Origin of the sequence: Gillisia xinjiangensis, assembly GCF_046298265.1 — a bacterium.
Lineage (GTDB): Bacteria > Bacteroidota > Bacteroidia > Flavobacteriales > Flavobacteriaceae > Gillisia > Gillisia xinjiangensis.
Window position 1 is genome coordinate 119,474 of sequence record NZ_JBKAHK010000007.1, and the last position, 12,461, is coordinate 131,934.

General features: G+C 37.8%; 15 protein-coding genes. 2 read left to right on the forward strand and 13 right to left on the reverse strand.

Going from position 1 to position 12,461, the window contains the following annotated elements:
• Positions 1-63 precede the first annotated feature (63 nt).
• Positions 64-1,686 carry a M28 family metallopeptidase gene (locus ACKGJN_RS13005; protein ID WP_409539976.1) on the forward strand — a complete coding sequence of 541 codons (1,623 nt, stop codon included), beginning with the start codon at positions 64-66 and terminating at the stop codon, positions 1,684-1,686.
• A 169-nt stretch (positions 1,687-1,855) separates the two neighbouring features.
• Here the strand turns inward: ACKGJN_RS13005 and ACKGJN_RS13010 are convergent, their stop codons facing one another.
• From ACKGJN_RS13010 to ACKGJN_RS13030, 5 genes are all read right to left on the reverse strand, one after another.
• Positions 1,856-2,821: an EamA family transporter gene (locus tag ACKGJN_RS13010; RefSeq protein WP_409539977.1), complete on the reverse strand. Its 966-nt coding sequence runs from the start codon at positions 2,819-2,821 to the stop codon at positions 1,856-1,858.
• A 167-nt stretch (positions 2,822-2,988) separates the two neighbouring features.
• Complete coding sequence (locus tag ACKGJN_RS13015; RefSeq protein ID WP_409539978.1) at positions 2,989-3,426, reverse strand: acyl-CoA thioesterase; 438 nt, start codon at positions 3,424-3,426, stop codon at positions 2,989-2,991.
• 7 nt (positions 3,427-3,433) lie between these two features.
• Positions 3,434-4,630, reverse strand: coding sequence for an acyl-CoA dehydrogenase family protein (locus ACKGJN_RS13020; protein ID WP_409539979.1), 1,197 nt, complete (start codon positions 4,628-4,630; stop codon positions 3,434-3,436).
• Positions 4,631-4,759: 129 nt separating this feature from the next.
• Positions 4,760-5,638 carry a DMT family transporter gene (locus tag ACKGJN_RS13025; protein WP_409539980.1) on the reverse strand — a complete coding sequence of 293 codons (879 nt, stop codon included), beginning with the start codon at positions 5,636-5,638 and terminating at the stop codon, positions 4,760-4,762.
• Positions 5,639-5,883: 245 nt separating this feature from the next.
• Positions 5,884-6,339 carry a KTSC domain-containing protein gene (locus ACKGJN_RS13030; protein ID WP_409539981.1) on the reverse strand — a complete coding sequence of 152 codons (456 nt, stop codon included), beginning with the start codon at positions 6,337-6,339 and terminating at the stop codon, positions 5,884-5,886.
• Positions 6,340-6,509: 170 nt separating this feature from the next.
• On the opposite strand from ACKGJN_RS13030, the gene ACKGJN_RS13035 reads away from it, so the two are divergent.
• Positions 6,510-7,013, forward strand: coding sequence for a RidA family protein (locus ACKGJN_RS13035; RefSeq protein WP_409539982.1), 504 nt, complete (start codon positions 6,510-6,512; stop codon positions 7,011-7,013).
• 14 nt (positions 7,014-7,027) lie between these two features.
• Here ACKGJN_RS13035 and ACKGJN_RS13040 read toward each other — a convergent pair whose 3' ends face one another.
• The 8 genes from ACKGJN_RS13040 to ACKGJN_RS13075 all read right to left on the reverse strand — a co-directional run bounded on the left by ACKGJN_RS13040 (position 7,028) and on the right by ACKGJN_RS13075 (position 12,447).
• Positions 7,028-7,942 (reverse strand): carbohydrate kinase family protein, encoded by a 915-nt coding sequence (locus ACKGJN_RS13040; RefSeq protein ID WP_409539983.1) that lies wholly within the window; start codon positions 7,940-7,942, stop codon positions 7,028-7,030.
• Positions 7,943-8,074: 132 nt separating this feature from the next.
• Positions 8,075-8,287 carry a family 16 glycoside hydrolase gene (locus ACKGJN_RS13045; RefSeq protein ID WP_409539984.1) on the reverse strand — a complete coding sequence of 71 codons (213 nt, stop codon included), beginning with the start codon at positions 8,285-8,287 and terminating at the stop codon, positions 8,075-8,077.
• Positions 8,265-8,732, reverse strand: a complete 468-nt coding sequence (locus tag ACKGJN_RS13050; RefSeq protein WP_409539985.1) for a family 16 glycoside hydrolase — start codon at positions 8,730-8,732, stop codon at positions 8,265-8,267. Before ACKGJN_RS13050 ends, ACKGJN_RS13045 begins: the two co-directional genes overlap by 23 nt.
• A 200-nt stretch (positions 8,733-8,932) precedes the next feature.
• A complete protein-coding gene (locus ACKGJN_RS13055) occupies positions 8,933-10,033 on the reverse strand; it encodes an alkene reductase (RefSeq protein ID WP_409539986.1) in 1,101 nt (366 codons plus the stop codon).
• A 70-nt stretch (positions 10,034-10,103) separates the two neighbouring features.
• Positions 10,104-10,790: a type 1 glutamine amidotransferase domain-containing protein gene (locus tag ACKGJN_RS13060; protein WP_409539987.1), complete on the reverse strand. Its 687-nt coding sequence runs from the start codon at positions 10,788-10,790 to the stop codon at positions 10,104-10,106.
• Positions 10,791-10,887: 97 nt separating this feature from the next.
• Positions 10,888-11,460: a Crp/Fnr family transcriptional regulator gene (locus tag ACKGJN_RS13065; protein ID WP_409539988.1), complete on the reverse strand. Its 573-nt coding sequence runs from the start codon at positions 11,458-11,460 to the stop codon at positions 10,888-10,890.
• 111 nt (positions 11,461-11,571) lie between these two features.
• Positions 11,572-12,003, reverse strand: a complete 432-nt coding sequence (locus ACKGJN_RS13070; protein WP_409539989.1) for a DUF4437 domain-containing protein — start codon at positions 12,001-12,003, stop codon at positions 11,572-11,574.
• 195 nt (positions 12,004-12,198) lie between these two features.
• Positions 12,199-12,447 (reverse strand): VF530 family protein, encoded by a 249-nt coding sequence (locus tag ACKGJN_RS13075; protein ID WP_409539990.1) that lies wholly within the window; start codon positions 12,445-12,447, stop codon positions 12,199-12,201.
• Positions 12,448-12,461: the final 14 nt, after the last annotated feature.

Below are 12,461 nucleotides of genomic sequence, written 5' to 3' on the forward strand. Positions count from 1 at the left end.
AAAAATTCAATACTTTAGGGACTTGTTTAAATCAATACTAATAGGAATAATAACAAAACTGGTATGAATAAGTATTTTGGTGTTCTTTTTTTAATTGCATTTTTAGGATGTAAATCCGGCGATAAAGAAACTAATAAGGTCGGGGAAATCAGTCAGGAAACGCTGGCAAAACATATAGAGCGATTGGCTTCCGATGAATTTATGGGCAGAATGCCTTTTTCAGAGGGAGAAGATAAGACCGTTCGTTATTTAGAGGAGGAATTCTCTAAACTCGGACTTTCCCCCGGAAATGGAGAGAGTTATTTTCAGGAGGTTCCTCTGGTAGAAATTACAGGAACAGTTTCAGAAAAAATGAAAATATCCTCCCCTAAGGGAGATTTTGATCTAAACTTTTTTAAAGATTTCGTTGCTCTTACCCTAAAACCTGAAGACTCTGTAGGTCTTGAAAACTCTGAACTTGTATTTGCAGGTTATGGAATTGTTGCTCCGGAATATGGTTGGAACGACTATGACGGAATTGACTGGGAAGGAAAAACAGCCGTTGTTTTAATCAATGACCCTGGATTTGCAACCAAGGATTCCACCTTGTTTAAAGGAAATGAAATGACCTATTACGGTCGCTGGACCTATAAATATGAGGAAGCCGGTCGCCAGGGTGCCGCCGGAGTTATTATCATCCACGAAACCGCACCAGCATCCTACGGTTGGAATGTGGTACAATCAAGCTGGACAGGGGCAAAATTAAATCTTGAAAGCGATGCCCCGGTTGCCGATATTCAGGGCTGGGTATCTCAGGATGCGGCAAAGAGACTGTTTGACGCCTCTCCAATTGAGAATAAGAACTTTAATGAGCTGGCCCTGGAAAAGGATTTTAAACCAATTCCAATGGGTATGAAGGCCTCTGTTGAAATAAAAAATGAAATCAAAAGGAATACATCCAAAAACGTGATCGCTCTTTTGGAGGGAACTACAAGAAAAGATGAGTATATTATTTATTCTGCACATTGGGATCACCTGGGAATTGGGCGTCCGGTAGACGGGGATTCCATTTATAACGGAGCGGTAGACAATGCCTCCGGAACAGCCGGACTTCTTGCCATTGCCGAAGCTTTTAAAAAGGGACCGCAACCTGAAAGATCCATTGTTTTTATTGCGGTAACTGCAGAGGAACAAGGTTTATTAGGCTCTGCCTATTATGCTGAAAATCCTGTCTTTCCTCCAGAAAACACCGTTGCAAACATCAATATGGATGCTTTAAAAAGTCCGGGGAAAATGAAAGATCTTACCATTACCGGTTTTGGTCATTCAGAAATGGATCAATATGCAACGGAAATCGCTCAAAAACAAGGACGTTATGTAATTCCCGATCCTGCTCCGGAAAAGGGTTATTTCTACAGATCTGATCATTTTAATTTTGCAAAAATTGGTATTCCGGCACTCTATGCTTCAGGCTCCAATGAGGGTTTTGATATTGGAGCAGATTCTATAAAGATATTGAATGATGAATATAGTGCAAACAAGTATCACCAACCTTCAGATGAATATGATCCTGAAACCACAGATTTAAGCGGTGTACTGTTTGATTTACAACTTTTCTACGAAGTTGGCCTGCAATTATCCACTGAAAATACTTTCCCGAAATGGAATGAAGGAAGTGAATTCAAGGCGGCAAGAGAAAGAAAATAAAAACCACTTGTTGGGATTCTTCCTCGCCCAAAAGTTCGTTCAGGATGACAAAAACAACCCTCAATTCATTCTGAATGAAGTGAAGAATCCTGTTTCTCATGGGTCCAATCATTATTCAAGCAACATCAGACTTTATCACTCCCTCCAAAAACCAATTGTTAGGATTCTTCTAATCAAGGTGATTTTCTAGATCATTCTGATTTGCTTTCCGACCTACCCTGCTTGAAAATCTTGCAAAGATTACCAGCTGTTTCCTGGTATTTATAAAATAAACCCCGGTAAGAAGCACAACTGCCGCAACGATAGATTGCGTTGTAATTTGTTCGTTTAGAAAATACCAGCCCAGCAAAAGAGCGATAATAGGATTAACATAGGTTGAAGTTGCAACTTTTTCAGGCGAAACCGTTTTTAATAAATAGTTAAATGAAGTAAAAGCTACAATACTTCCAAAGAGGACTAAAAGTATCATGGAATATTGAGTTGGTGAACTCCAGGATGTAGGATATGACCAGGTTTCTCCAAATGATACGCTGGCTATAAGCAGCAATACCCCTCCCGTAAACATTTGATATCCAGTATTAACCAAATAATTGGAAGGTAAATTGGCCCTGCCCACAAAAAGGCTCCCAGACGCCCAGCTTAATAATGCCAGAAAGATTAATACCATTCCCAGAACAGAATTTTCCTGTTCCGTTATTTGTTTCTGACTTACCAGTAAGTAAATTCCAATAACCCCCAGGATTACTCCTACGATGGACATTGCTTTAATTTTTTTATTGTCAATAATCCACATTAACAAAAGAACCACCAGTGGTTGGGCAGAAATTTGAAGCGCGGCGAAGCCGCTATCTACATATTCCAGAGCCCATACTACGATTCCATTTCCAAAAGCGAGGAACAGGAATCCTGCAATTACCGTGTTGAGCAATTGTTTTTTTGAGATCTTCAGACTTTTACCCAGGATCAGGCTTAAAATAAATATTAAAATCCCCGCTGTGATAAAACGAATAGACGCCAGCATAAAAGGAGGTAATTCGGTTACGGCAATTTTATTTAAAAGATAGGTCGATCCCCAGATAACATAAATTGAAAAAAACGCAGCAACAACAAGTGCGGTATTTGGAGATTTATTCATTGGGATTTCAGCTATTTTTAAAGGTGCGAAAATAGGAATAAACTTCTGTCTTCAACATATTCTTATTGAGTTTATAAACGCTTATACAGGACTTTAAAATATGAAAAATGAATTTTGGATCGTTTTAAAACCGGAAAAAAAATGTATTTCTTTCATAAATTTGTATTTTAAACGGGATTGGACAATCCTTCCAAAGCTTTTATTTTTTCTGATAAATAACCGGGTACTAATAGCTTTGAACCATTGGAGGGATCTATAATTATAATTTCGTGTACCATAATAGCCGCTAAACGATCCTGTTTCTCACTAAAAAAATAGGAACGAAAAATAATGCGATCTTCCCGAATTTCTTCAACCCTGGTCCCAATTTTTATGATGTCTGGATATTCTAACGGAATTATATATTTTACAGATTGAAATCCTAGTATAGGTAAATGTTCCGATTTTTCCGGATCGGAATTGATCAAACCTATTTTTACAAAATAATCAATTCTGGCAGTTTCGCCCCAACGTACGTATGCTACATTGTTTACATGCCTGAATGCATCCATCTCACCCCATTGTACATTTATGGTAGTAACAACTTTGAAATCTTTTATTTTCATATGTGTTTTATTTTTTTTGCATCGCTTTCATTTCCCGGAACAACTCCCTGAATAAGCCACGGGCGATCAATAATTTCATAATTTCATTTGTCCCGGCATAAATTCTGGCTACCCTGTTGTCTACATACATCCGGGCGATTGGGTAATCCCACATATAACCATAGCCGCCAAATAACTGCAGACATTCATCTACAACTTTAGAGTGCATTTCTGTGGCTGAATATTTTGCCATGGAAGCACTTTCTGCGGTGAGTTTATCTTCAGCCAGTAATTGAATACATCGATCTACAAATGTTTGATGAATTTGCAATTGAGTAGCACATTCCGCAAGTTTAAATTGGGTGTTTTGGAACCCGGCAATGGGTTGATTAAAAGCGGTTCTTGTAGAGGTATAGTCAATGGTATCCACGATAGCGCCTTCTGCACCTCCAATGGAACCTATGGCTACAGACAAACGCTCCCTGGCCAGTTCTGTCATCATAATTTTGAATCCGTTTCCTTCCTCTCCCAGCAAATTTTCCTTTGGAACTTTTACGTTGTCAAAAAATAATTCGCAGGTATCCTGGGCTTTCATTCCTATTTTTTTGAAAGGAACTCCTTTTTCAAAGCCTTCTGCAGCACTCTCCATAATCAATAAAGAAACCCCTTCATTTTCTGATCCGGAATTTGTTTTAACCGCTACTATTGCCATGTCACACATAAACCCATTGGTAATAAAGGTTTTTTGACCATTTACCAGATAATGATCCCCTTTATCTACAGCGGTTGTTCTAATTGCCCTAAGATCACTGCCACAGTTTGGTTCTGTCATCCCAATAGCTGTGATCATTTTTCCGGTTGCCATTATGGGCAGGTATTTTTGTTTTTGAGCTTCACTGCCGTGCTTTAAAATATAAGGCGCTATAATGTCTGAATGCAATGAAAAACCGGGTCCGGAGATCCCTTTTTTGGCAAATTCCTCAATAAGTAAGGCATTGAAACTAAAATCGAGACCGCTGCCGCCATATTGCTCTGGCATATCCATGCAAAGTAAGCCTAACTCTCCGGCACGTTCCCAAATTTCCCGGCTTACCATTCCGTCTTTTTCCCATTGAGGTACTTGATCCTCGATTTCATTTGTGATGAAATCCTGAATCATTTTCTGCATCATTTTATGTTCTTCTGATGCATATATTTCCCGTTCCAATAATATATTTAGTAACATAAGTCTCAATTTTTTGACCGGTTAATTTTTGTAAAATATTCTGTTACTTACCGCTTCATAAATATAAGGGCAAAATTTGATAAAGCTTGGGGAAAATCAATTGATCTCTTTGATAAAAAATAACCGGCTTCAATCTGGCGTTTGAACCATAGCAATTTTGCCCGCCTTTCGGTTTAAACGGGAAATATAAATACTGCTTATTAAAATAAACCCACCCCCAACTAAAATATTCCAGGTCAATTTTTCATCCAAAACAAAATGACCCAGCAATATTGCCGTTACTACTTCCAGGTACATCAAGGTGGTCGCGGTGGATGCAGTGAGATGTTTTAGTCCGAAAAAGAAGAGTTTAAAAACGACAATGCCAATTAATAATCCATAGAAAATCCCTGTGACCAGATGCCCTATTTCGGCAGTGGGCAATACCGTCAAAAACGGAATAAATAAAACAGCCCCTACAATGTTCTGATAAAAGATCATCTTGTTTTGGCTGTAATTATGGGTTTCAGTTTTAAAAATAATCACCGTAACGGCATACCCAATGGAAGCTCCAATTGCGGCGAGCATTCCTATAAAATCCCTGGATTCAAAATTAAAAGGTTTGCCGGCATAGGTTATAATTATGCCTATAAAAGCGAGTAACAAAAAAAATAATTGCGTCTTTTTTATTTTCCTTTTTAGAAACAGGATCTCAATGGCGGTCACAAAGATTGGATAGGTATAGAAAAGCACCACCGCATTCCCAATGGAGGTGTAGATAAACGCGATTAAATACAGGTACATTCTAATGGCATTTATGGATGAGGCCAGCAACATTCTTTTATTGCTGCCTTTAAAGTGCAGATCTCCATCTTTCCACAAAAGCGGGATTAAAAAAATTATTGGGATCGCAGTCCTGAACCAGGCGATAGACCCTGGCGTCATACTGGACATATGTTTTATCAACAAACCATTGTTACCTGCAATTAATGCACATAAAATAACGGCGTAGACAGCATTTTTGATCATCGGTAAATTTAGGCTTCCTTAAATTTTAAAAAGGTTTTTTACTTTTAAAAAAAGCTGTTTTTTTAAGAAAAAATTTAACTGGTTTTTTCCGGAACTGAATTTCATTCCTATTTGTTTGAGGTCATCGTCAGAAACTGTTGAAGCTACTCTATCCGGGTGAATTTAAAGTGAGCTGTATTCCTGATAAAAAAAATTCCAAAAATCCGGAGACTTTTGGAATTGTATAAAAAACTATAATTTTAATTTTAAGCTTCCTGAAGCTCAAGATCTTTCTTGGATTTTCTGTAAAGGAATGAGGTGAAAATATTCCTTTTCGCAAAACGAAATTGTCTGTCTGAATTAACGAATTTCTGAAAAAGAGGTTTATTTACACCAAAGTATTCATAAGTGGTACCATCTGTAAAAGAGATCTCCAAAAGATTTCCTTTATGCTGAAAATCGGCTATTCCGGCTTCAGAAGTTGTGATGTTATATTCTTCAAGATTTGCTGCTTTGGTTTCCGGTGCAATGCTCACAAGAAAATGATACCCATCAATAATTTGCTTGCTTTTAACTTCAGCTTCCGCATGCAATTCATCGGTTTCCTGAAATTTATCGGGATGCCATTCTTTTACCAGGTTTCTGTAAGAAGTTTTAAGTTGTTTCAGATCAATGTCTTTTTCAACATTAAAAAGTTTCTTGTATTCGTTAACACGCTTCATCTATGCTTATTTTAAATAAGCCGCGAATTTACAGCTTTTTATTTGATTAAAATAAAATTTATTTGGTGCTGTTCTACAGTTAAAAAAGCCTTCGGGTTTAAAGTTGTAAACACCAATTTTTAAAATGAATGGAATATTCTTAATTTGTACAATGATAAAACTACTGAATCATGAAAAACCTTTTACTCTTATTAATCCTGGCTTTTTTTATTATTACCGATGCAAGCGCACAAACTCCTGAAGAGCGATTGGTAGAACTTGGAATTAGTTTACCGGAAGTAAGCCAACCCGCTGCTAATTTCGTGAAATGGCGAAGGGTTGATAACCTAATTTTTTTGGCAGGAATAGGTTCAAAAATGAAGGGAAGGCTTGGGAAAGATCTTTCTGTGGAGGAAGGATATGATGCCGCACGTTTAACCGGTATCACTATATTGGCAACTTTAAAGGCCGCCTGTGGAACCCTTGACAATATTAAACAGTTTGTAAAAGTACGGGGAATGGTTAATTCTACCCCCGATTTCTATGAACAGCCGGCAGTGATCAATGGATTTTCTGATCTTATGGTAGAGGTCTTTGGCGAAAAAGGTAAACATGCAAGAGCAGCTGTAGGTCATGCAAGCCTACCATCCAATATCGCTATTGAGATTGAAGTGATTGTTGAAGTGAAAAGATAAAATCGATATAAAAGTTATAGGTTTTCCTGTAATTGCCCCTGTATTCCACCTATTTCAGAAAGACTCAGCGTGCCGCATTTTACAGCAGTCATTCCGCAAACTTTTAAGGGTTTTCCCTGAAGCCATTCCCGTAAAAAACCCGCATCAAAATTATCCCCGGCGCCGGTGGTATCGGCTATTTTTAAATCTTTACTGATTTCCTGGGGAACATCTGTATGAAAATGGACCTTGTCTTTAAATATGGTTGCACCATCCCCTCCTCTTTTAATCACTACTATTTGGCAGAACTTTGCCAGCCAGGTTCCGGCCTCTATAACATCGGTTTTGTTTGAAATTTTTTTAGCTTCTTCTTCATTTGGCATAAAGACGTTGATAGAGGGTAATAACTCCATAACTTTTTTCCAGTCATTATTTGGCGACCAGTTGGTATCCAATGAGGTAGTGATCCCTTTGCTTTGCAGCTCTATAATAACATCCGGCCAGAAACTGAACAATTGATCGAGTAAAAAATATCCCGCAATATGCAAGTGGCAGGTGTGATTCAATACTTTTGAATTCAGGATATCTTCAGCAGAAAGAGCGGCCATAGATCCCTGAAAAGTGAGCATTGCTCTGTCATCATAATAAGAAAGTCCAACCCCAACAGAAGTTTTTATTTCAGGTTTGATAATAACATGGTCTGTGGAAATATGGAGATGTTTTAATTTTTGAAGCAGGATATCGCCAAAAGTGTCTTCCCCAACCGATCCAATTAAACCTACCTTTCCTCCAAGTTTGGTAAACTGAGAAGCAAAAATTGCTGCAGAACCTCCTAATTCAATAGCATAATCGTCTATATATTGTTCTACCTGGCCATATATGGGTTTTACTTTTCCGGAGAGTAAAATATCCAGGCAAAGATCAGCCACTACTGCTACATCATATTTCATATGTTTATATTATTGGTTATTATCGGTCTCCTGATAGCTACCGGGAGTAACATTCATATAATCATTTCCTATGTGAGAAATTTTATTCTCATGGATTTTTCATTTTTGGTTCAGCGCTGGTTTGTAATAGTTCTAATCGAGTTCCTGATAGCTTATTTCCTTAAAATAAACCACATCGTCACCTCCATGATTTTGCAATCCAATATACCCGGACGCCGGTCGTGACCCCCTTTCTGGTTCATAGGATTTTACTTTTTCAGGAACCGGATCCCCTTCCGTAAAATCGGTAACTAAAATGCCATTTATGTGGACGAGGGTTCGGTTACCATCCAGTGTGATTACCATAGTATTCCATTCCCCAGGAATTCCCGGGCTTGCCTGTGCTTTTGTAAAGGAATATAAAAACCCCGGTTTTATGATATTCGTCCCCGCGATCGTCTATTTGGACTTCAAATCCTTTATTTACAGGCATCCAGGCTTCTGTTGGTTTTTCAGGAATCCGTATGAAAACTCCTGCGTTATTTTTATCGGCTCCTTTGTAAACCACTTTAATCCTGGAATTTTCAAATTTTTTCCCTGTAAACCAAAGCAATCCCATTCCGCCGTTGGATCTAAGCAATCCATCCTCTAAAATAAAATTACCATCGCCTACCTGTTCCCATCCATCGGTATTTTCTTTGTTAAAAGTGGGATCCATTCCTGTGCAAACAGGGTTCCAGTGAACATATGTAACAAAATGATTAAAACTGTTTTCATAAGTAATACTATTGTTTAATAATAAAATTAGCAAACCCGACCAATATATGCTAAAATTATTTTGGGAGTGGTCTTTATGAAGAGATTTATGATTTAATCCCCTATTGATGTTTAATTCCCGGATACAAAGATTATTGATATCCCCCGAAGTTATGAGATTAAAAAAAAGAGAGATTTTCAGCAATTGAAAATCTCTCTTTTAACTATAAATTTTTATGTTGTATCTACTACCTACTATGCGGTTTCCTTTTTATAATCAAGATACCCTTCTTTCCCCTGGGTATAAAATGTATCTGGATTCCATTCGGTTAAGGGAACATTTTGAGCGAATCGTTCCACGAGGTCCGGGTTTGATATATAGGGTTTTCCGTAAGCAACAAGATCGGCATTGCCTTCCTCCAGTACTTTGTTCCCTTTTTCCTGATCAAATCCGCTATTGATTATGATGGTTCCTTCATAAATTGGTCTGTAACGTTTTGCGATATCAGTTTCTGCATACGGGATATCCGATACATCGGTAAAAGGTTCTGATAAATGCAAATAGGCCAAATTATAATCATTCAATTTTTTAATAATATAATCGAAGGTTGGGATGGTTTCTTCGTCCATTTTCATTCCGAAGATACCATCCATAGATGGATTTAAACGCAAACCAACCTTGTTGACAGGGATTACCTCTTTTATCGCTTCAATCACCTCAAAAAGAATCTTCGCACGATTTTCTATACTTCCACCGTATTCATCTTCACGTAAATTAGTGGTGGCGTTAAAGAACTGGTGAAACAAATATCCATTGGAAGAATGTATTTCTACACCGTCAAATCCAGCATCTATCGCATTTTTTGCCGCGTTTTTGAAATCCTGAACCGTTTGCTTAACCTCCTCAATACTCATTGCTTTTGGCGTTACGGTATCTTTAAAACCATTATAGGTATAGGATTTTGATTCAGGATTTACAGCCGAAGGTGCCAATGGAAAATCCCCGTTGTGAAAATCGGGATGAGACATTCTACCTACATGCCAAAGCTGCATGAAAATTCTTCCATCGGCATCGTGAACCTTTTTAGTAACCGCTTTCCAGGCCTCCACTTGATCGTTGTTATAGATACCGGGCGTATGAATATACCCAACCGCTTGTTTTGAAACCTGAGAACCTTCAGATATGATCAACCCTGCAGATGCGCGTTGCTCATAATAGGTTCCCTGAAGTTCTTCAGAAGGAATATTTTCAGAATTGGTAGCCCTGCTCCTTGTCATGGGCGCCATTACAACACGATTTGGAAGTTCGAGTCCATTTAAATTATATGATTTTAATAATGCCTGATCTTTGTTCATTCTATTATTTTTTGTTTTAATCCCAACATTGGTTATTTTTCTGGGCCTATTATGTAGCTCGTTCTCCTACTTAATGGGAATTCAGTTTTTCGCCTAATTTCTCTGCAACTTTTTCAGAGGAAGCGGGATTTTGCCCTGTGATCAATAATCCATCCTCTACAGCATAAGGTTTCCAGTCACCGGTTTTGCTGTAAGTTCCTCCATTTTGTTTCAGCATATCTTCCAACAGGAATGGAACAACTTTAGATAATTCTACAGCTGCTTCTTCCCCATTGGTAAATCCTGTAACGTTTTTACCGTAAACCAGCGCTTGCCCATCTGTTCCTTTTACATTTTTCAACACTGCCGGAGAATGGCACACAAAAGCAACCGGTTTTCCTGCGGCATAAAAATCTTCGATGAGTTTAATGGAATTTTTGTTTTCCACAAGATCCCAAAGCAATCCGTGACCACCGGGATAAAAAACCGCATCATAATCGGCCATATTTACTTCACTTAAAAACCTTGTATTGGCAAGGGTTTTTTGGGTTTCTTTATCAGCATCAAATCGTTCGGTCGAAGCAGTACTGGCATCTTTAGTTTCACTATTTGGGTCTATTGGGGGTTGACCTCCTTTTGGAGAAGCAAGTGTAATATCAAAACCAAGATCTTTTAAAAGGTAATAAGGAGCTGTAAACTCTTCGATCCAAAATCCGGTTTTATGACCGGTATCTCCCATTTTATCGTTGCTGGTAAGTACAAATAATATCTTTTTCATCTTTTTATAAATTTTGTTTTTAAGAACAACGAAGGTAAAGCAGAATGCGGATTTACTGCTTGATGTATGTTATGGAAGCCTGTTAAAAATTGTTAAGCTATAGCAATTCTTTTCTAATTCGGCTTAGGCTTTCCGGTTGTATCCCTAGGTAATTCGCTATTTGATAATTAGGAACACGCTTTTCTATATTGGGATAGGACTTACAAAATTCCTGATATCTCTGTTTGCTGTTCAATTGCAATGAAGACAAGATCCTGCTTCGAAGTGATACAAAAGCTCCCGTGGTTTTTAATCTGAAAAAACGCTCAAATATTGGAATTCTTTGATAAAGTACTTCCAGGGAATCTTTTTGAATTTCCAGAAGAACAGATTCTTCTATAGTTTCCAGGAATAACTGTGCAGGAACCTGGTTGAAAAATGCTTCAAAATCAGAGATCCACCAATCTTCAACCGCAAATTGAATAATATGTTCATCCCCGTTTTCATCTAAATAATAGGCCTTTAAACAACCGCTTACAACGTAATATTCTGATTTCACACTATCTCCGGGTTTTATCAAAATTTCCTTTTTTCCGGCTTTTATTTCTGAAAGTATACTCAAAAATTCCTCCTGCTCTTCTTTGGTAAGAGTAATATCTTTTGAAATATGATTTAGGATAGCAGAATGCATAGTATTAAAAAAGGAATCTAATGTTAGGCCTGTCTGGTGAAGCCGCAAAAGTATAGAATCCTCTGATTATAATCTGTATTCTGTAAAATGAATCTATAGAATTCCACCGATTCAATTTTTTGTTGCAACCGGGATAGCGTCCAATGGTTCTTCAAACCCTATAAATAATACACAGGGACTATCGCCACACTTTGCAGAATGTGGCTTTCCCGCTGGTCCAAAAGCATAAGAGCCAACTTTTAAGGTTTGTGACTTTTCGCCCTCGTAGGTGACTTCAAGTTCTCCTGCTACAAGGACCATTCTTTCAACAGAGGTATGATAGTGATTTGGAATTTTTGAATTTGCAGGAACTTTAAAGAATATATCTACATTTTTTTCTGCAGGATCTCCATGCAATACCGCAATTTTACAGCCTTCCGGCATAAAATCGGGACATCCACCCCATTCAAGGCCGGGATCGTTGTGATCCTGCATCATAATAGATTCCTCCATTATTTCGTGATCCTGAGCTATCACAGGAAATGAGATTAAAAATAACAACATTATTTTCAGACTAAAAATTTTAGAAAATACTTCCATGATACTATAGAATTAAGGTTAAAATCTCAAAATTCAACAACTTCAAATCCTCAATAGTTTCAGTAAGATGAACCAGAATGAATTTTGCTAATGGTTAAGGTAGAAAAATATAAGCTAAAATTTTCTTGGGGAAATCCCCTATTTAGGGAGAGGTTAATTTTAGGAATTATGGCAGGATTTCAAATATAATTGTTCAACCTTTTCTCTGGCCCAGGGTGTTTTCCTGAGAAATTTTAAGCTGGAATTTACCGATGGATTGTGGGTGAAACAGCGAATATTAATCTTTTGGCCAAGTTCTTCCCAGCCATATTTTTCTACCAGGGATTCCAGAATGCCCGCAAGTTTCAGCCCATGCAAGGGGTTGTTAGGCTGCTTTTCGGGATCTTTATTTTCAGTATTTTGGGTCATCTTATAAAAGTAAA